This is a genomic window from Colwellia sp. M166, assembly GCF_024585285.1.
GTDB lineage: Bacteria > Pseudomonadota > Gammaproteobacteria > Enterobacterales > Alteromonadaceae > Cognaticolwellia.
The window spans coordinates 1,417,743-1,435,094 of the sequence record NZ_CP040755.1 but is presented as its reverse complement, the minus strand read 5'-3'; the positions used below and the strand labels follow the sequence as shown (position 1 = coordinate 1,435,094).

The window sequence follows — 17,352 nt, the reverse complement described above, 5'->3', positions numbered from 1 at the left end:
GACGTTTTTTTTGTAAACTTACCTCGTTTATATTTTCATCTACTTCTTTATCATTTGTATTGTTAATAGGTGTGTTATCTAAACCAACCCCTGTACTTGCGTAATATCATGAAGCCGATCGGTCAATACTATTCAAGCCGATCACTTTTTTGTCTGCCAGTAGACCTTAGTAAAATCTAACTTGAGTGATCGCCATCAGTCAAGGAATTTAGTTTTTTTCGCATCGATTCGCCTTTTAATTCCAACTTTATTGCTCCGTGAACAAGCCGATCTAGGATCGCATCAGCATGTGTCGATTCTCCGATCATTTCATACCAATTTTCTATCGGTAATTGGCTGGCAATTAAGGTCGATTTTGTGTCATATCTCGCATCAATTAATTCCAGTAAATCACTGCGTTGTTGAGCTGTTAATGGCTCTAATCCCCAATCATCTAGGATCAGTAAATTGGCAGAGCTAAGCTTGTTGATCAGTTTTCGATAACTACCATCGGCTTGCGCTAAGAACATCTTTTCTAATAGCTCTTTAAGCCTAAAATAATAAACGCTACTCCCTTGTTGGCAGTGGTTTTGACCAAGAGCACAAGCGAGGTAAGTTTTGCCACACCCCGTTGCTCCCGTGATCAAAATGTTTTGGTGAAGGCGTAGCCATTCACCTTGTGCTAATGAACGGATCTGAGTTTTATCTAGTTGTCGTGCTGCGCCATAGTTGAGTTGAGCAAGCGTACCGCCAACTCTGAACTTTGCTTGTCGAGTTAGGCGGTCAATTTTACGCTGATCACGCTGAGTTATTTCATGGTCAAGCAATAAGCTTAGTCGCTCTTCGAAGCTTTGTTCAACGTAGAGATTGGGTTGCTCATATTGCTGCAATAGTGCATCACGTATACCGCTTAGCTTTAAGTTACTTAACTGGTTATTGACTTGTTGATTGATATTTTGCATAAGATTTCCTTTGGTTTGTTAGTTTTGATTAATGGTAATAGTTGTTGCCGCGGATATTTTTATGATCAATATCTTGTAGTAAATCACCTTGAGCTTGTGGCAAGGGTTGCTTATCCAAGCCCTTTTCTAAAATGTTTTTTACTTGTTTTACGCGAGTAACACCTGTGGCTAATGCGCGATGACAGGCTGCTTCAAGACGTTGGTCAGTAAACTTCTTACCTAGGCTTAATAACCCCATACAAGCACGGTAGCTTTGCTCTGGATGCTTTTTAGCTTGCATCAATTGCATAACAAACTGCTCCGTTGAACCACCGAACTTAGCTGCCCAACGTTCGAACCGTTGTGGTGACCATTGCTGCTGCTTTTGATGAGCTATTGGCATATGTAGATCAAGCGTGGTGTGTGCACCTTCTCGGTGTGATCTTGGGTGAACGGCTACTTGAACACCCTGATGGTAAAGTGTCACCAGTTGACCTGTGGCATGGGCTTCAAGCTTTTGTTTGATCAAGGTATGAGGTACTGAGTAGTAGTGTTTTTCAACTTCGACATGATAATCAATATGCACGCTTACTTGTTTGACTAAGGTGTAACTGTAAGCCTGTGTGGGTAGTGGTTTGAGAGCAGGTTTATCAATGGATTCAAACTGACTGAGCCTTGAACCAGGGTGCTTCTTCATTTTCCGCTGGTTTAAGTCGACAAGCAGTTTTTGTATCTTTAGGTTTAATTGGCGCAAGCTAAAGAAGCTTTCATTGCGAAGCCGTGCCATTATCCAGCGTTCGACAATTTGCACACCCACTTCTGCTTTGGCTTTATCCTTGGGCTTATAAGGTCTAGCAGGCACAATGACCGTATTGTAGTGTGTCGCCAATTGTTGGTAGGTTGGATTTAAATCAGGCTCATATCGACAAGGTTTAGTTACCGCACTTTTTAAGTTGTCAGGGATTACCAGCTCTGGCACACCACCAAGAAACTCAAAACAACGAGCATGACTCATCACCCAATCTTCTAGCTTTTGGCTATACGTTGCCTCCGCATACGTATAATTAGATGCGCCCATAACTGCGACAAACACTTGAGCTGTACGGTATTCACCTGTACTAGCATCAACAATATTCATAGTTGGGCCGCAGTAATCAACAAACAGTTTTTCACCTGCTTTATGGTTTTGTCGCATGGACGGTTTTTGACATTTAAGCCATGCCTTGTACTGTCGGCAGAAGTGGGTGTAACTGTAAAATCCTTCCTCGTGTCGCTCTTTGTATTCTTGCCAAAGCAGCAATAGCGTCATGGTTTTGGGTCGCAGCTCCTGCTGAACTAACAACCAGTCAGGAATACTAAAGCCTTTTAGTCGGGGCTTTGTTTTGAAGAATGCTCGTTGCAGAGAATGATCATCCCATTTTTCATCAAGCGGCCAGCAAGTGATACCTAACTCTGCTGATTTACAGGCATATTTAGAAACAATTGAAGGTGAAATAGATAAGCTGTTTGCTATCTTTCGATGACTGAGTTTACAGTCGTATTTTAGTCTTAAAATCTCTTTAAGTTTACGCATTGAAATAGGTGCCGTTGGCATGGTTATTCTCATCATCAAAAATGAAAAGAATAACGGTTAAAAACACCTACTGGATAGACAAAAATGAGTATAAATTGAACGATACCATTCAAGCCGATCACTCAATACCATTTTGACCAAAAAGTGATCTGCATCGATGGTATTGAGTGATCGCGATGGATAGTATTAAGTGATCGGCTTAGATGGTATTAGGTGATCGCGATGCATGAGAATATGCAGTACTTAAAGCCTCCTTCCTTATAACCGTATTACCGTACTTTGAAGTACACGTACTTTGATTTGCTGCTAGCCCATTATGTGTATACTTATGCTCGATATCCTTAGCGGGAAAACTTAGCGGTTGCTTAGCGGTGTATTGGCGAAAAATTAGCGGCGGCTTAGCGGTTAACTCATCGTTTTGTTGACCGGTTAAAGCTACTCTGTGTCTGTCTAATAGTTCGTGAAAGTTTATATCGAGTAGCGGTAGTTTTTTATCTGTGATCCTGTTATTGAAGTCTATCGCACTTGTAAATACTAGTGGCTTTAACTTCCCCATACATTCATAAAATTTGGACGCTGATCTAGGTAAAGGCAACCCAGTAGAGAGCCAAAACTTATATAAACCGCTTCTTTCGCCAACAATAAACTGCTTACCTGGCAATGGGTCTCCTTTTTTGCCGTTCTTATTAGTTCGACTTCTTTCTAGACTAGCGTTATAAATTATGTACGCATCTTCACCTGTCTTTAAGTTACAAAATTGAAGTGTTATGCCTTGGCTTTTTTTAGCGCCATAACGACCGGTTGTGTAACTAATATAACGAAGTGGAACTATGTTAAATAAACAGCAAATATCATTGATTAGCAATGTCTCATTCTGCTTTAGCCAGCCCAAGGGCACTGCAAGGCCACTACTAGGTTTAATAAGTAGCTTGCCTTGAACAATATCAATCTCGTCACCTTTATGCAGTAACTTGGCTAATAAGCTTGAGTCGCTGACAACGTTATGATTTTTTAGCTTTAGCATAATCAGCACTGTTGTTAGTTTGCTCGGGATTTTTATTGTTCATCGTTAATCTCCTTTCTATTGGCACGTTGAGATAACAGTTCGTCCAAACACTCTACTAGGGTAATTGCTTGGTTTACTATTTCATTTGAATAAGGATCAAATGAATGGCTAATAATCAACTTTGCTAAGTGCTCGCCTACCGCTTCAGTATCTATGACTTCACTTTGCTGTCTGCGATTAATTTGGACTATGGTCATTTTTATCTTTAACTCCCTAAATGCTGGCGTTGGGTATTTAAAGACTTAACTAGTGCTTTGATTTCCTCTTGGCTCTTATCGGTAGCCATGGCTATTAAAACGGCTGTTACCTCATGCTTAAAATACCCCTTAGAATTTGCACCAAGTGTTATAGCTGCTGGTAATAGGCCGGCATTTATCTTGTTATGGAAGTTGCTCTTAGATATGCCAAGCATGGTTAATGCTTGTGGTCTGCGGATTATTTGTAAGTCGGGTGTTTGTACATTAATTGACTTTGGGGTTTGTACAGTATGTTTCATGGTTCGCCTCAGTTGTTTTCGATTGGATTAACTGAGGGTATTTTGAAGGGCTATTAAAAATGGTGTGGTAATTACTGATAAACAGTTGGCAATTAGTAATTAGGATTGGTAGTTACCAAATGATATTTAGGCATCCCTTAATAGTTCAACGCCTTGTTTTACCTTTGTTCTTACTGTTTTATCACCTAACCCTATAGGCTCTAAAGGAAGAAACTCTAGTAACGTTTTATAAATTTGATTAGCATTTATATTATTTATATCACCAAATCGGTTTGGGTTCTTTTTTGCAATAGCCAGTGACAACAAGCCTATAGTTTTATAGAGATTATCCTTTTCCCTGGTGGATAAAAAATTACTGTCTATGTTGTTATTTTTTAAATCTTCAATCACTCTACTTGGTTTGCTAAATAAAGCTTCTTGCCATACGTCAGGCAATGTTTTTTTAAATTGCTCTATGGTTTCATTAGTGACTTTAGTATCGCTAAAAAATTCGGATATATCATTAAGCTTTTCTCTTGCTATTTCTTCTGGGGGGGTGGTTTGCTGATTAACCGTATCATATCGAGCACTAGCTAGCTCACAAGCAGCTATTATTGTTTCTTCAAGTATTCCGTCACAGTACTTCAAATATTTATTAGCAGCTTGTTTGAGGTTGAAGTTACCATCAGGGGCAATTTTAGATAACCTTTTTAACTCACGAAATGTACTGTCATCACTAATTATTGCCTCTACAAAAGCAACGTTTAAATCAATACCAACTTCTTTCGCATAAATAATAAAATCAGGTAAGTATATTTTGCTACAAGCTAAATAATTGTGGAGAGTAATATGGTGGTCTATAGGGGTTATCGAATAACCTATAAGGTTTTGGTTTTGGACACTCGAAAAGTGACACAACTCTAATCTTACCTTAATCTTATCCTGCCACTCTCCTCCGTAATCAAAACCGACTTTGCACATACCCGATATCTTTCGAGTTAGTGTTGTGCCTGCTCCATCGCTAGCACTAACTTTACAAATATCAAAAACATAGGTATATAAATCCAATTCATTAGCAATATGTTCTATATATTTATTTTTATCACTTAACAGTGCAAACTCATCAAAACAGTTTGCCGCTGTTTCAAGTGAAATGAATGGTTCCCCATTGCTAATATGCATCTTGAATCCCTCAATACAAAACCTCAAGTGAAAGCACCAAGTCAAGGCGGTGAGGTTACCGCTTGTTCGGGAGCTACCCTAGAATTGATTGGCTAGTATTCTATCTTTGGTCTGTTTATTTATCCAGTGCTTTTATTCTGGATTGGATGGGATTGGTCAAAAAGATATTAAATAGCCTTCAATAATTTTGTTCCTGATAAGGAAAAATTACCTGTCGCACACTTTTCAATATGTTCAGACCACCAAGCCATCATTGATGCTCTGCGCTTTAAGTAATCAGCTCGGTTATAAGCGCGTCTGACTTCGTTATCATCAACATGAGCTAGAGCAGATTCAATTACGTCAGCATCAAAGCCTTGTTCGTTAAGTGTAGTACTAGCGACAGAGCGTAGGCCATGAGCGACTAACTTTGCTTTGTAGCCCATTCTTTTAATTGCCGCGTTTGCTGTTGATTCGTTTGCGTGACTTCTAGGATTCCTATCTGCCGGAAATATATATTCTCTATGCCCACTGATAGGCCTTATCGATTCAAGTAGGCTCAATACTTGATCTGAAAGAGGAACTGAGTGAGGACGTTTTTTCTTCATTGTTTCAGCTGGTATATTCCAAAGCTTTTCAGTGTAGTCAATTTCAGCCCATCGAGCCTTTACTGCTTCACCTGGTCTAACCATCGTGTGTAATTGCCACTCAATCAAATGCCGAGTAACAATCTTGATACTGGCAACACTTAACGCTTTCATGAACATAGGCAGTTCGTCAGGTTTGATAGTAGGCATATGCTGTTTCTTAGGCTTCTCGAACGCGGCCTTGATACCAGTTAAAGGGTTAGAGTGTATAACACCTGTATTTACCGCATAGTTCATGATTTCATTTAGACGTTGATTAATACGCTTAACAGTCTCTAGACTACCTTTTGCTGCAATTGGCGTAACGGCTTTAATGGCAATAGGGGCTGTTATTTCTGAAATGGGATATTTGCCAATCTCTGAGAAAGCATGCAACTCAAGAGAACGCCAGATATCAATGGCATAATCTGGTGTCACTTCGGTCTTTTTAAGCTCAAACCATTTTGAAGCCACATTCTGTAAGGTGCTTTCTACCCGTTCTTTTTGCTGGTTTGCTAAACTTTCTTTGTCTTCTTTTGGGTCGATGCCTCTAGCAAGTAGCTCTTTTGCTTCAGCTCTAAGTTTTCGCGCATGAGCCAATGAAACGTCAGGGTATACACCAAACGTTAGGTTGGTACGCTTCTTATCAGATGGTTTGTAGTATTTAAAAATCCATTTTTTAGTACCTGAAGGATTAATTTTTAGCTCAAGGCCTCCCCCATCAAATAAACTACATATTTTAGTTTGAGGCTTAGCCTTATCTACTTCAGTATTCGTTAAAGGCCTAGTAATTCTAGCCATTGTGATCTCCATATTAGTACCACAAATAAATGGGTTTTTATTCTTAGGTACTAACCATGGTACTAAAATGTATGGTCACTATCAATCTAGGCTGGACAGGATTGGCTTGAATTATATGGGTAGACATTGATTTTAAACGAAAAAAAAGACGCCCTAGGACGTCTTTAATTCATTGTGTGGTGGAGCGGGGGGGGATCGAACCCTATCAAGGGGCAGTAAAAATAGGGGGTGTGGCGTTTTTAAAGGGCTTCGCTATACCATGATGTGCAATAAAACCCAGTTTAATACATCGAGTGCCGCCACTTTGTCGCCACTTTTGCTTCAGGGGGTTATTCGGGGGTTAGTGGGTTTAGCTTTACCGCATCGGTTAAATGCGTTGGTGAAAAGTGCGCATACTTCATTGTTTCGGTGATACTGCTATGGCCTAAAATTTGTTGCAGCACTAATATATTGCCACCGCGCATCATAAAAAAGCTAGCAAAAGTGTGTCGTAAAACGTGAGTTGATTGCCCTTTAGGGAGTTGAACCCCCGCCCGAATTGTTGCCATTTTAAAAGATTTAATACAATTGCTAAACAGCCGTGCATTGCCCTTGGCTTTCGGTAGTTCGTCGAACAATTCTTTACTGATCGGAATGCTGCGATTTTTATTCGATTTAGTATTTAAAAAAGTAACTTTGTTATTGCTCAACTGCGAACCTGTCAAATTCTCAGCCTCACCCCAACGGCAACCAGTAGAAATACAAATTTTAGCAACAAAATAAGCATCTTTATTGCGGCCCTTTGTTAACTCGTCAAAAACTAGCGGTATTTGTTCAGCAGTTAAAAAACCCATAGGTGGCGTGCGATATTTTAACGCGCGTAAATCGTCAATCGGGTTGCCATATTGCCACTGGCCCAACCGTCGTAACTCATTAAACAAGGCATTAAAATAAGTTTGATCATTATTCACCGTTTTAATGCTAACGGTCTGTAATCGTAATTCACGATACTTTGAAAAGTCAGCCTTTGAAATAACCCGCGCTATCGGGTTATTCATCAAATCAGCCATCGCCAACATTTTACTTTTACGTTTAACCCCATCAGCTAACGCTTGGCCGTGCAGGGTAAACCACGTTTCAACCAAATCAGCCAATCGGCGGTTGTCGGCTTTATCAGGCAGCCATGGCTTTTGCTCAGCTTCATTTAATTGAAATTGTTCAAAGCGTTTTGCCTCTGTTTGTGTCGCAAAAGTTTTACGAACGCGCTTACCGTCGCGCCCGTTCGGGTACAACTCAACTAAATACTTACCGCTTTTTTGTTTTCGAATAGCCATATATACTTAACACCATCTTTAAAAGACACTAACCTATTTATAAATAAAAAAAAGGACGCTCAAGTGATAAACATCATCAGTTGGATACTAGGAACAATTTTCATACTTTTCACTATCGGTTTTTTTGGCGATGGTGCAATAATCGCTGGCCTCATTGGTGTAGTAGCCATATGCCAAACCTTGCCAGTTACCTATAAACTCATACATAAAAAAACCATGGCCGCTGCAAAAGAAAAAGGCATTGAAGAAAAACCATTAAAACAAAGTGCTGGTCTAACTATCGGTTTATTTTTATTTGTTATTTCGCTTGTTGCATTTGGTTTTAGTATAGATAGCAACAAACCAAAAACAGAATCCGAAATAATTGCTGAACGTAAAGAAGAATGCGAAGACACCATAACGCCCATGTTTTATGTTCAAAAAGCTGTAAAGCAAAACTTAAAGTCTCCTGCAACGGCGGAATTTCCTTTTTATGATGATAGCCAAATACAACATATAGGCGATTGTGTTTACCAAGTGCGTTCTTATGTTGATTCACAAAACAGTTTTGGCGCAACAATTAGGACCAGTTTTTACGTTAGAATAAAACGAGGTGAAACGGAAAATGACTGGCAAATACAAAACATAGAGCTACATTAATCACCAAAGCCGCATTCACCCGAACGCGGCTTAACTTTCAAACCTAAAGTTCTTTTCCCGCAAAAACCACCTTACCCACAACCGTACAATTGCCGTTTATTTCTATAAATTTATTAGGCCAATCAGGGTTAAGTGCTTTTAAGTATTTTTTATTGCCGTCAATAATTAATTGCTTAAAAGTCGCTTGGTTCTCATCGTCTAATCGAGCGATAACAAAAGATCCGTTAATTGGCTGAGATTCAGGGTCAACATACAATAAATCGCCAGGTACAAAAGCATTCATCATGCTATCTCCCTCAACCCGTACAACAAATGAGTATTTGCTGCAATTAACTGGGCAAGGATAAAGCTTAGTATCTGAAACAGGCGGCTCTTGAATTTCAGACCACGCACCCGCCTGAACCATGCTCACTAAAGGTAAATAATTATTAGCGGCAGCTACTACCACGCCGTTATCTATATCACCAACGCCAAACTGTAAAAATTCAGGAGAAGTGTTTAAAGCAGCTGCTAACTGCTTAATATTTCTAGGGCTTTTTGTTAATCCTGCCTCAATTTTCTGTAATGCTGTTTGGCTGGTCAATGCTGCTTCAGCAAGTTCAGCTTGCGTTAAGCCCAGCTGTAAACGTCTTTTTTTTATTCTTTCTGCGATATCCATAAAAACACCCTAAATCAATTGGTTATTAAGTTAATAAAACACAATAACAACTTTTAGTTATTGTTAAAACTTTTTAGGGTATTTACAAAGGATAAAAAGTAATATCTAATACGCTAAAAGGTAATATAAGGATTTAAAGGGATATGAGTAACATTAAAAAAGTAGTTGAAATAATCGGAAGTCAAACAAAAACGGCTGAAAATTTTGGGTTAAGCCAAGGTCATGTGTGGAAGTGGATAAATGTAAACGGCCAAGCCCCCGCCAAATACATAAGAAAGTTATCAGAACTAACCAACAACGAAGTCACCGTTGAACAGTTACTCGCTGATCACGAAAAAACACAAACAAAAGGGTAGTTCGCACCATGTCAAAAATTACCATTCAAGTCGAAAAGCCATTGCTATCAATAAAAGCTTACGCGCAGTTAGTCAACGAATCTGAAAAAGCAATCAGCAACCAAATTGACGACGGCATGTTGCCATACGTACAGCCAAAACCACGCGGCAAACGTTATATAAACATGACCGCACTATTAATGCTAACGCTACAAGCTGAAGAGAAAAAGCCAACGCACAACCGCGCGTCGTGGAACTAGCCGTTTAATTTAATTGTAAATAAGCAACAGGTGAACACATGAGTTTAGCAACACAACAAACCGCAAGCATTGAACCAAATGCCGAACCAAGCACAGCGCCAACGCTCAAGTTAATTTCAAACCAAGTTAACAGCACAGCAGGGCAAAAGTGCATAGCCGAAATACGCGCGAAGTTAAGCAGCAAAACCAGAAACCCAGCTTATATCTACAACAAAATACTAAACACTAGGCAGCGAAAAACACTTTGCTTTAGCGCTGGCCTAACACGCACCGATTTACAAACACCGTTTGAACAACTGAGTGACGATTCACGCCTAGCCATACAAAAAGCCATTTTATTGTGCGGCCACTTGTTCGACACCTTTAACCAAGCGCAAGCACTCGACGCCAAGCAATACGTTAAGTGCAAATAATGCTGAACGCATTCGAGCAAGCGACGCTTGAACAGCTAGTAAGTTACAAAGCCAAAAACGAAAACGACATTGCCAGATTTATGCAATGTGAAAAGTTACAACAAACCGCTAAAGCACTTTGCAAAAAGTGGAACAAGCAAAGAACAAACAACGGGTGGGAGCCTTGGACATGAGCAACAACACAGCACAATTTTTAGACCCTAAAAAAGTCAAACCAGAGTCAGACGTTGAATATTTAGTCATAGATGAAAACCAGTGTTTTTACACCGCCTTTTTTAACCCGCTTGGTTATAACGGTTGGATGGACGTTAGCAACAACCGAGAGCTAAACGTAGTGGCCTACCAAGAATTGCCCAACACAGACGACGCATTACTAGCTGTATACAAAACCAAAAAAGCCATAAGTAAAGTGCTCAACAACTACTAAGCCCAAGGATAAATAATGATTGAACAAATAATACAAGCAAAAAACGAAGAAATTTACGCCGACATCACCGAACAAGTGATCGACACCGCCAACTACGCCATAAATTTTTACTTTGCACGCCCCACGCGCCAAAGCCTCGTTTATGTAGAAGACACACTTTTCGACTTAGTGCCATTTGCCCAAATCACCACAAAATGCAGATTAGCAAACAAACTCGTTTGGGCATTAAAAGAACGCTTACAAGCAATACAAAGCGGCGGCGTAGTAACCGAAATCGACAGACTAGACATGTTGACCAATTTTCCACACTTTTCAAAAATGGGAGGTTAAATCATGCAAGTACTAAACAACCAACACAACACAACAGGCCAAGCAGCCCCAGCGCATATTGTCGCGTTAGCTAAAAAAGTTAATCACCTAAACCGTCTGCAATTTTTAAGAAAGCACGGTTTTACCGAGCAAAACAACATTGCCCAATATCAACAAAAACTAGCCGACAACCGCAACGCCCGTTTATTCCGACAAGCGAAAACACTGGCCAGAAAAATGCGCGCGCTTAACAAGCAAATTGACCGCGCGCTAGGGTTAGCATGAACCGCGATATAAAAACAAATCTCGATACCCTTAATTTATCGGGTATCGCGTGCGGCATTATCAGCTCAATTGACGATGTACGGGATCATAACTTTATCGCCAAAGGATTAGGCCGCCTGCCTTTTCCTTTGCAATCTCGCATCGCCCGTAAATACATCGAGCGTTACGAAACCAACAACCCAAAAATAAAATACAAAGCCAACCGCTGGTTCGACCGCACCATACAAAAACTAAAGCCCCGCTTTAACATACTATTCAGTATTACTCAGAATATGCCATTACCATGGCATATTCTCAGTAATAAAGATAAAACAAAAAATTACAGCAACACAACTGCAAAGGAATGCACCCGCCTATTAATCGAAAGCGCCGACGGCATAACAACCGAAAGCTACGAACAAAACCTACGCGCCGCTTTTGAATACATTGGCGACTACGCACAAACCATGCAAGTAACGCCCGACCACTGGCACAAGCGCGATAAAAAAACCGTCGAACAAATCGAAAGCGCCATGCTAAAACTGCAGTGTGATAAATGGTGGGCAAACAAATTAAAAGGCGTTCGTGCCCGTTACTTAGAACTAATAGAAATTGCCACCGGCCAAGTGGGAAAAGATTTATACCACGTCAAAAAAACTAAACAAACCGTGCGCCGTGGCATCAGCCCGTATTCATCAAAACAAGCACAGGCCGAATACATAACAGCGCAAAAGTCAGGCCGTGAATATCTCGACAAATTAGAACTACAAAACGAGCAAGGCGAAGTCATAAACCTACTGCAAGCCGTTGACGCAGGCATGGCAAACCCCGTAAACCGCCGTAACGAACTTATGTTACGCATGCGCGAAACTGAAGAACTCGCCAACGAAATGAACTACATCGGCGTTTTTTACACCATGACATGCCCGTCAAAATATCACGCAAATTCTGACCACTGGAATGGCGCCACCCCAAAAGACGCACAAAATTATTTAGTTAACACCTGGGCACGCGCACGCGCAAAGCTTGACCGACTAGGGCTTGACTATTACGGCATTCGAGTAGCCGAACCACACGCCGACGCCTGCCCACACTGGCACATGATGTTATTTATTCCACAACACCGCGTGCAATGGGTAACCGCCATATTACGTAAATACTTTATTGCTGAAAACGTTGAAGAACTGCGCAAGCGCGGCAGCAAAGAACAGCGCCAAATACTATTCAAAGCCTACAAGCAAAAGCGCCAACTTTGGGGCCATAAAAAAAGCCAAGGCATAAAAGCCAAAGCGCCCGAAAAGTTTTACCGCACCTTTGCGCCACGTTTTACCGCCGTAGTAATCGACCCCAAAAAGGGCAGCGCAGCCGGTTACATTGCCAAATACATATCAAAAAATATTGACGGATACAAAATACATGATCACGAAGATGCAGAAACAGGCGAAAGCATAGCCAACGAAAAGCACGGTGTTAGCCCCGTTTTGGCATGGGCAAGTACGTGGAACATACGCCAATTTCAATTTCAAGGTAGCCCAAGCGTAACCGTTTACCGCGAATTACGTCGCGTGCGTGAGCCTATAGAACAATTCGATCTTGAACGCATTCGCCAAGCTGCCGACCAAGGCCAATGGAAAGAATTTGTAAAACTTATGGGCGGCATGCGCATTGGTCGCAATGCCAACTTTAAAACCGCTTATGAAGAAATAACCATGGGCAACCAATACGCTGAAACCGTTAAAAAAATAAAAGGCGTAGCCACCGGCACCACAGCAGTTGCCCAAGCCCTGCGAGAAATGCGCGGTGAAGTATCGGTAATTGAAGACGCAACACTGCTTACCCGTGTAACCCAATGGACCAAACAGTTAAAGGGAACAGCGGAAAAATTAGCGGCGCAGGAAGTTGGTTTTGTCGGCCCCGCCGACCAGTCTTGGACTAGTGGGAATAACTGTACTCCAAGCAAATCAGGGGTTGCCACCACGTCGAGCCAAAACAACAAGCTCGACTCGCTAGGATTATCAGACACCCAGCTACATACCCTAAAAAGCGGCAAGCGGGTGCGGATAAAAGACCAAATTTTTCAGCTTTGCGGTGATCAAATAAAAATAATTAACAGTGATCAACAACTCGAACAACAAAAACGCGCTGAAATCGCCCATTTTGCCAACGTGCACGGCATACAAAACAACTTAATAACGCGCGTTCGCTTGCCCAATGGCGAATACAGCTTGCACGAATACACGCAGCCGCCGCGCCAAAGTTTTCAGCATTCAACCGATTTAGTAAATATTGCCTTTAACCAGGCAAAAAATAACGGGCGAAGAACACCAAACCAACACGACTGGCAACACGCCAACGCCGTGGCCAACGGCGAAGCCGAAATTGATTGGTGGGACTGATCATAAAATTTATTTAAACGTTTTGATCTTACTTAATTTTAAAAGGGGAAATGCATGGCAAAAACAAAACAAGGCAATATCGACATTGATTTAGGGTTAAGCGTGCTTTGCACAATAGCCCAACGCGGCGACACATTAAACACCGGCGAAATTGCCGACATATGCGGCTGCAGTCAACAACATATTTCAAACATTATTCGCAACGCGCTTAAAAAGCTACGCGGACCACGCGGCCACAAATTACGTGAACACTGGCAACTATAGCCAAAAACAACAGATAAAAATTTTATTAAACGGGATGGGAGTCCACAGCATGTCAAAAACACAGGTTAACTTTTGTATCAACGTATTTGATACCGAACAAACAAAAAAAATAAAAATATATAAAACCGAAAAAATAGCCAAACGCTACATCGACCAATGGCTAAAAAAATCAGGCCATAACTATTGTCGTGTTTACAGCTTCACGAAAGAAAAATGGTTTACCTACTGCACAGCATAATTTTTTAGGGATGGGAGTCCACAACATGAACGAATTAACCAAAGCACTAGAACTAGCAGACAACACAAATACACTAGACATAAACGAATTATTAACCGTAGTAACAGAGCTACAAAGCCATTGGGTTGGCAAGTATTTAGCCAAAGCATTTATCAGCTGTTATCGCGGCAAAAAAAGCCCGATTGATTTACGCCAGTTCAGCAATCTTGACCATGACAACCGTGAACTATTTATCCAAATTTTAAACATGCGCACGCACTCAAATTGGAACGACGAAAACCTATACCAATGTGAATTATGGCTAAAAAAAATAGTAGGTATTAAATAATGAAAAAAAACATAAAAAAAGAATGTGAAAAATTTTGCGCAGCCTTGGGTTCAAAAGAATGGTCAGAAATTCAAACTAACAGCATGCAATCTAGTTTCTATTCGGGAGCACTTACCGCATTTATTTTATTTTCTGAGTTAAGCGCAAGTGAAAACGAAGATATAGCCGTTACTCAGGTTCAAGCGTTATACGAAGAAATCAATAAAAACATTACCGAGCAACAGCAGGTAATGCAAAAGATATGGAATAAGAAAAAACATCATTAAGGACTTAACCATGAGCGCTGCAATTGAAATAGCCGAAACGGCCAGCAACAACATTGAGCAACTATTGCAAGAAATGTTCGCCGGTGACTACGCCAACAACGAAATAGCCCTTGGCGTATTACTTGACGGAAAAGAAGAAATACAAATACAGCTAAAAGTTACCCGAACCCCGTCGGAATTTATCGATACCGACTTTTACGACGACGAAAGCGCAATTAAACCGCTTGATCAACAACTGAAAATTGAAAGCTAAAAAAATTAACTAACCAAAGGAAAAAACCATGAACAATCAGAACCAAAGCCAATATGCACCAAAGAACCACCCGCAAGCCCATGGCACAAACCAAAGCTATGCACCGCAAAACCAAGCCCGTAGTCAAGTGATCGACAAAGGCCGCGTTGTTGCCGCCGTTGACAAATTCCCCGAAACCATTAACGGCCAACCGGTATTTATACCAGGTACACAAACACCAAAATTAAAAAACAAATGGATGGCCATAGGCGAAGCAACCAAATGGCAACACCCCGACGGCAACATTAGCATAAGAGAAAAAATTTACCTTAAACCCGTGAATTGCCAAAACACCTATTTTGAACAAAAAACCTTTTGGGACAGCGAAAGCAACCAGAACGGCCAAGGCCAAGGCAGCTATCGAGGCTAAAAAAAAGCAAAGTCCGGAGTTAGCCAAGCAGCTCCGGACATTAATAAAATAAACGGGAGTATTAAAAGAATGATTTTACCAGATGAGTTAGTCGTTGATAATTTTGCAGGGGGTGGCGGTGCGAGCACTGGCATGGAAATGGAGTTAGGATTAAATCGTTATGTTGATATTGCAATAAACCATGATCAAGATGCTATCGACATGCACAGAATGAACCACCCAGAAACAAAACATTATTGTGAATCAGTGTGGGACGTTGACCCCGTTGAAGCGTGTAATGGTAAGTCGGTGGGGTTGGCTTGGTTTAGTCCCGATTGCAAACACTTCTCAAAAGCAAAAGGCAATATTCCAGTTAATAAAAACATTCGTGGCCTTGCTTGGGTTGCTGTTCGTTGGGCGGCTCTTGTGCCAGTTAGAATGATAATGCTTGAAAATGTTGAAGAGTTTTTAACATGGGGGCCAGTAGAAGACGGTAAAGCCTGCAAAGAACGTAAAGGCGAAACATTCAAAGCATTTGTTGCAGCCTTATCAACAGGGTTATCATTGAATCACCCAGCCATAGATGAAGTAAAGTCAGCATTAGGTGATGATTTTGACTTATCAGCTATTGAAAAAGGTTTGGGCTACACCGTTGAATGGAAAATATTAAAAGCGCATCACTACGGCACACCAACCATTAGAAAACGTTTGTTTCTAGTTGCGCGTAATGACAATAAACCCATTAAATGGCCTAGCGCTACACATGGCGATGGATTACTGCCATTTAAAACCGCAGCAGACATTATTGATTGGAATGTGCCAGTTAGGTCTATTTTTAATCGTAAAAAACCATTAGCTGAAAAAACAATGGCACGTATTGCAAAAGGTTTAGAAAAATTTGTAATTAACTCGAACAAACCATTCGTCGTTCCTCAAGAATGTTCAACACCTTTTATTACTGAACATGCAAATGGTTCAAGTCAACGTAATATGGCATTAGATGAACCGTTAAGAACTATATGCGCCCAAGTAAAAGGAGGGCATTTTGCTTTAGTTTCAGCGCATATTGCAAAGCATTACACAGGCGTTAATGGCTCAGATATTCAAACGCCATTGCATACAGTTACAGCCAAAGACCATAACGCGTTAGTAACAAGTCACATGGTTAAAATGCGCGGCGATAATATCGGCCACGGAACAGACGAACCAGTTCATACCATTTCAGCCGGTGGTTTTCATATTGGGGAAGTAAGAGCATTTCTAGTTGAATATTATGGCACTGGTAATGCTCACCGATTAGATAAGCCTTTGCACACTGTAACCACTAAAGACAGATTTGGCCTGATCACAATTAAAGGTGAAGATTATCAAATTGTAGATATTGGCATGCGTATGCTTGAACCGCATGAGTTGTTCGCCGCTCAAGGTTTCCCAAGTGATTATTTAATTAGTCATGACAGCAACGGGAAAAAATTATCAAAGGCAAAGCAAGTGGCTAGATGTGGTAACGCTGTTTGTCCACCAGTAGCGCAAGCTTTAGTTAGTGCAAATATAGGGGAAGAGAAAGAAAATCAATTTGCAGCATAAACTAACAACTATTCAACAAATCCAATTGCGCTTGCCGTGGTAACTGCTTCAACAGTGCCGCGGCCATTTCAGTGGTATTGGTCACCGGTGGGTTTAAAAAATGGTCAAAGCTTTGGCAAATTCTAAACGTAGCGCCGCACGCTTTCGTGTTATTACACGAGCAATACAAATGTACAACATGGTCTGATTGTTTTTCGCGTGACGTTACCGTTGCTTTCGCCAAACAATTAGGACAATTAACCCGTGCCATATTTCACCCCATGAACATAATTTATACTGTTATTTTATACAGTTGTTGTGAGGTCAACAACAACAAAGTAAAATAATTTATCAGTTAAGTGATAAGTTTTAACAGCACCAATAAAACCAAAAAAGTGCTAATAGGGCAGGCA

The 17,352-nt window shown here is 40.8% G+C and carries 26 protein-coding genes; 16 read left to right on the top strand and 10 right to left on the bottom strand.

Annotated elements, in window-relative coordinates; all coding sequences use genetic code 11:
* Positions 1-176: 176 nt before the first annotated feature.
* The 8 genes from istB to FGD67_RS06505 form a co-directional block, all read right to left on the bottom strand.
* The gene (gene istB, locus FGD67_RS06540; RefSeq protein ID WP_257172029.1) at positions 177-941 is read right to left on the bottom strand and encodes an IS21-like element ISShfr5 family helper ATPase IstB; all 765 of its coding nucleotides are present in this window, start codon (positions 939-941) and stop codon (positions 177-179) included.
* Positions 942-969: 28 nt separating this feature from the next.
* Entirely contained in the window at positions 970-2,514 is a 1,545-nt protein-coding gene (istA, locus tag FGD67_RS06535; protein ID WP_257172053.1) for an IS21 family transposase, read from the bottom strand.
* Between the two features lie 178 nt (positions 2,515-2,692).
* Entirely contained in the window at positions 2,693-3,517 is an 825-nt protein-coding gene (locus FGD67_RS06530; protein WP_257174242.1) for a hypothetical protein, read from the bottom strand.
* Between the two features lie 32 nt (positions 3,518-3,549).
* Positions 3,550-3,756 (bottom strand): hypothetical protein, encoded by a 207-nt coding sequence (locus FGD67_RS06525; protein ID WP_257174241.1) that lies wholly within the window; start codon positions 3,754-3,756, stop codon positions 3,550-3,552.
* A gap of 8 nt (positions 3,757-3,764) precedes the next feature.
* Positions 3,765-4,055 (bottom strand): AlpA family transcriptional regulator, encoded by a 291-nt coding sequence (locus tag FGD67_RS06520; protein WP_257174240.1) that lies wholly within the window; start codon positions 4,053-4,055, stop codon positions 3,765-3,767.
* A 126-nt stretch (positions 4,056-4,181) separates the two neighbouring features.
* Positions 4,182-5,216: a hypothetical protein gene (locus FGD67_RS06515; RefSeq protein ID WP_257174239.1), complete on the bottom strand. Its 1,035-nt coding sequence runs from the start codon at positions 5,214-5,216 to the stop codon at positions 4,182-4,184.
* 167 nt (positions 5,217-5,383) lie between these two features.
* A complete protein-coding gene (locus FGD67_RS06510; RefSeq protein ID WP_257174238.1) occupies positions 5,384-6,622 on the bottom strand; it encodes an integrase domain-containing protein in 1,239 nt (412 codons plus the stop codon).
* A 329-nt stretch (positions 6,623-6,951) separates the two neighbouring features.
* The gene (locus tag FGD67_RS06505) at positions 6,952-7,935 is read right to left on the bottom strand and encodes a tyrosine-type recombinase/integrase (RefSeq protein ID WP_257174237.1); all 984 of its coding nucleotides are present in this window, start codon (positions 7,933-7,935) and stop codon (positions 6,952-6,954) included.
* Positions 7,936-7,998: 63 nt separating this feature from the next.
* Between FGD67_RS06505 and FGD67_RS06500 the strand changes: the two genes are divergently transcribed.
* Entirely contained in the window at positions 7,999-8,574 is a 576-nt protein-coding gene (locus tag FGD67_RS06500) for a hypothetical protein (protein ID WP_257174236.1), read from the top strand.
* A gap of 43 nt (positions 8,575-8,617) precedes the next feature.
* Here FGD67_RS06500 and FGD67_RS06495 read toward each other — a convergent pair whose 3' ends face one another.
* Positions 8,618-9,232 carry a LexA family transcriptional regulator gene (locus tag FGD67_RS06495; protein ID WP_257174235.1) on the bottom strand — a complete coding sequence of 205 codons (615 nt, stop codon included), beginning with the start codon at positions 9,230-9,232 and terminating at the stop codon, positions 8,618-8,620.
* A gap of 143 nt (positions 9,233-9,375) precedes the next feature.
* On the opposite strand from FGD67_RS06495, the gene FGD67_RS06490 reads away from it, so the two are divergent.
* From FGD67_RS06490 to FGD67_RS06420, 15 genes are all read left to right on the top strand, one after another.
* Positions 9,376-9,588: a helix-turn-helix domain-containing protein gene (locus FGD67_RS06490; protein ID WP_257174234.1), complete on the top strand. Its 213-nt coding sequence runs from the start codon at positions 9,376-9,378 to the stop codon at positions 9,586-9,588.
* Positions 9,589-9,596: 8 nt separating this feature from the next.
* Positions 9,597-9,827: a hypothetical protein gene (locus FGD67_RS06485; RefSeq protein ID WP_257174233.1), complete on the top strand. Its 231-nt coding sequence runs from the start codon at positions 9,597-9,599 to the stop codon at positions 9,825-9,827.
* A 38-nt stretch (positions 9,828-9,865) separates the two neighbouring features.
* Entirely contained in the window at positions 9,866-10,240 is a 375-nt protein-coding gene (locus FGD67_RS06480) for a hypothetical protein (RefSeq protein WP_257174232.1), read from the top strand.
* Positions 10,240-10,413, top strand: coding sequence for a hypothetical protein (locus FGD67_RS06475; RefSeq protein WP_257174231.1), 174 nt, complete (start codon positions 10,240-10,242; stop codon positions 10,411-10,413). The genes FGD67_RS06480 and FGD67_RS06475 overlap by 1 nt, the downstream gene beginning before the upstream one ends.
* Complete coding sequence (locus tag FGD67_RS06470) at positions 10,410-10,667, top strand: hypothetical protein (RefSeq protein ID WP_257174230.1); 258 nt, start codon at positions 10,410-10,412, stop codon at positions 10,665-10,667. Before FGD67_RS06475 ends, FGD67_RS06470 begins: the two co-directional genes overlap by 4 nt.
* Positions 10,668-10,682: 15 nt before the next feature.
* Positions 10,683-10,997 carry a hypothetical protein gene (locus FGD67_RS06465; protein ID WP_257174229.1) on the top strand — a complete coding sequence of 105 codons (315 nt, stop codon included), beginning with the start codon at positions 10,683-10,685 and terminating at the stop codon, positions 10,995-10,997.
* Between the two features lie 3 nt (positions 10,998-11,000).
* Positions 11,001-11,261: a hypothetical protein gene (locus FGD67_RS06460; RefSeq protein ID WP_257174228.1), complete on the top strand. Its 261-nt coding sequence runs from the start codon at positions 11,001-11,003 to the stop codon at positions 11,259-11,261.
* The gene (locus tag FGD67_RS06455; RefSeq protein WP_257174227.1) at positions 11,258-13,636 is read left to right on the top strand and encodes a replication endonuclease; all 2,379 of its coding nucleotides are present in this window, start codon (positions 11,258-11,260) and stop codon (positions 13,634-13,636) included. Before FGD67_RS06460 ends, FGD67_RS06455 begins: the two co-directional genes overlap by 4 nt.
* Before the next feature lie 54 nt (positions 13,637-13,690).
* Entirely contained in the window at positions 13,691-13,900 is a 210-nt protein-coding gene (locus FGD67_RS06450; RefSeq protein ID WP_257174226.1) for a sigma factor-like helix-turn-helix DNA-binding protein, read from the top strand.
* Positions 13,901-13,949: 49 nt separating this feature from the next.
* Positions 13,950-14,138 carry a hypothetical protein gene (locus FGD67_RS06445; RefSeq protein ID WP_257174225.1) on the top strand — a complete coding sequence of 63 codons (189 nt, stop codon included), beginning with the start codon at positions 13,950-13,952 and terminating at the stop codon, positions 14,136-14,138.
* A 25-nt stretch (positions 14,139-14,163) separates the two neighbouring features.
* Positions 14,164-14,466, top strand: coding sequence for a hypothetical protein (locus FGD67_RS06440; RefSeq protein WP_257174224.1), 303 nt, complete (start codon positions 14,164-14,166; stop codon positions 14,464-14,466).
* Complete coding sequence (locus FGD67_RS06435; protein WP_257174223.1) at positions 14,466-14,732, top strand: hypothetical protein; 267 nt, start codon at positions 14,466-14,468, stop codon at positions 14,730-14,732. The genes FGD67_RS06440 and FGD67_RS06435 overlap by 1 nt, the downstream gene beginning before the upstream one ends.
* A gap of 10 nt (positions 14,733-14,742) precedes the next feature.
* Entirely contained in the window at positions 14,743-14,985 is a 243-nt protein-coding gene (locus FGD67_RS06430) for a hypothetical protein (RefSeq protein WP_257174222.1), read from the top strand.
* Positions 14,986-15,013: 28 nt separating this feature from the next.
* On the top strand, positions 15,014-15,394 hold the full coding sequence (locus FGD67_RS06425; RefSeq protein ID WP_257174221.1) for a hypothetical protein: 381 nt from the start codon (positions 15,014-15,016) through the stop codon (positions 15,392-15,394).
* 69 nt (positions 15,395-15,463) lie between these two features.
* A complete protein-coding gene (locus tag FGD67_RS06420; RefSeq protein WP_257174220.1) occupies positions 15,464-16,960 on the top strand; it encodes a DNA cytosine methyltransferase in 1,497 nt (498 codons plus the stop codon).
* A 1-nt stretch (position 16,961) separates the two neighbouring features.
* On the opposite strand, the gene FGD67_RS06415 is transcribed toward FGD67_RS06420, so the two are convergent.
* Positions 16,962-17,210, bottom strand: a complete 249-nt coding sequence (locus FGD67_RS06415; protein WP_257174219.1) for an ogr/Delta-like zinc finger family protein — start codon at positions 17,208-17,210, stop codon at positions 16,962-16,964.
* Between the last annotated feature and the right edge of the window lie 142 nt (positions 17,211-17,352).

Bases quoted from the DNA above. Each gene is read 5' to 3' on its own strand.
- FGD67_RS06505 (WP_257174237.1), bottom strand. From the start codon at position 7,935: ATGGCTATTCGAAAACAAAAAAGCGGTAAGTATTTAGTTGAGTTGTAC.
- FGD67_RS06510 (WP_257174238.1), bottom strand. From the start codon at position 6,622: ATGGCTAGAATTACTAGGCCTTTAACGAATACTGAAGTAGATAAGGCT.
- FGD67_RS06430 (WP_257174222.1), top strand. From the start codon at position 14,743: ATGAGCGCTGCAATTGAAATAGCCGAAACGGCCAGCAACAACATTGAG.
- FGD67_RS06445 (WP_257174225.1), top strand. From the start codon at position 13,950: ATGTCAAAAACACAGGTTAACTTTTGTATCAACGTATTTGATACCGAA.
- FGD67_RS06425 (WP_257174221.1), top strand. From the start codon at position 15,014: ATGAACAATCAGAACCAAAGCCAATATGCACCAAAGAACCACCCGCAA.
- FGD67_RS06415 (WP_257174219.1), bottom strand. From the start codon at position 17,210: ATGGCACGGGTTAATTGTCCTAATTGTTTGGCGAAAGCAACGGTAACG.
- FGD67_RS06420 (WP_257174220.1), top strand. From the start codon at position 15,464: ATGATTTTACCAGATGAGTTAGTCGTTGATAATTTTGCAGGGGGTGGC.
- FGD67_RS06515 (WP_257174239.1), bottom strand. From the start codon at position 5,216: ATGCATATTAGCAATGGGGAACCATTCATTTCACTTGAAACAGCGGCA.
- FGD67_RS06520 (WP_257174240.1), bottom strand. From the start codon at position 4,055: ATGAAACATACTGTACAAACCCCAAAGTCAATTAATGTACAAACACCC.
- FGD67_RS06450 (WP_257174226.1), top strand. From the start codon at position 13,691: ATGGCAAAAACAAAACAAGGCAATATCGACATTGATTTAGGGTTAAGC.
- istB (WP_257172029.1), bottom strand. From the start codon at position 941: ATGCAAAATATCAATCAACAAGTCAATAACCAGTTAAGTAACTTAAAG.
- FGD67_RS06455 (WP_257174227.1), top strand. From the start codon at position 11,258: ATGAACCGCGATATAAAAACAAATCTCGATACCCTTAATTTATCGGGT.
- FGD67_RS06485 (WP_257174233.1), top strand. From the start codon at position 9,597: ATGTCAAAAATTACCATTCAAGTCGAAAAGCCATTGCTATCAATAAAA.
- FGD67_RS06495 (WP_257174235.1), bottom strand. From the start codon at position 9,232: ATGGATATCGCAGAAAGAATAAAAAAAAGACGTTTACAGCTGGGCTTA.
- FGD67_RS06525 (WP_257174241.1), bottom strand. From the start codon at position 3,756: ATGACCATAGTCCAAATTAATCGCAGACAGCAAAGTGAAGTCATAGAT.
- FGD67_RS06465 (WP_257174229.1), top strand. From the start codon at position 10,683: ATGATTGAACAAATAATACAAGCAAAAAACGAAGAAATTTACGCCGAC.
- FGD67_RS06470 (WP_257174230.1), top strand. From the start codon at position 10,410: ATGAGCAACAACACAGCACAATTTTTAGACCCTAAAAAAGTCAAACCA.
- FGD67_RS06440 (WP_257174224.1), top strand. From the start codon at position 14,164: ATGAACGAATTAACCAAAGCACTAGAACTAGCAGACAACACAAATACA.
- FGD67_RS06475 (WP_257174231.1), top strand. From the start codon at position 10,240: ATGCTGAACGCATTCGAGCAAGCGACGCTTGAACAGCTAGTAAGTTAC.
- FGD67_RS06435 (WP_257174223.1), top strand. From the start codon at position 14,466: ATGAAAAAAAACATAAAAAAAGAATGTGAAAAATTTTGCGCAGCCTTG.
- FGD67_RS06530 (WP_257174242.1), bottom strand. From the start codon at position 3,517: ATGCTAAAGCTAAAAAATCATAACGTTGTCAGCGACTCAAGCTTATTA.
- istA (WP_257172053.1), bottom strand. From the start codon at position 2,514: ATGCCAACGGCACCTATTTCAATGCGTAAACTTAAAGAGATTTTAAGA.
- FGD67_RS06490 (WP_257174234.1), top strand. From the start codon at position 9,376: ATGAGTAACATTAAAAAAGTAGTTGAAATAATCGGAAGTCAAACAAAA.
- FGD67_RS06460 (WP_257174228.1), top strand. From the start codon at position 11,001: ATGCAAGTACTAAACAACCAACACAACACAACAGGCCAAGCAGCCCCA.
- FGD67_RS06480 (WP_257174232.1), top strand. From the start codon at position 9,866: ATGAGTTTAGCAACACAACAAACCGCAAGCATTGAACCAAATGCCGAA.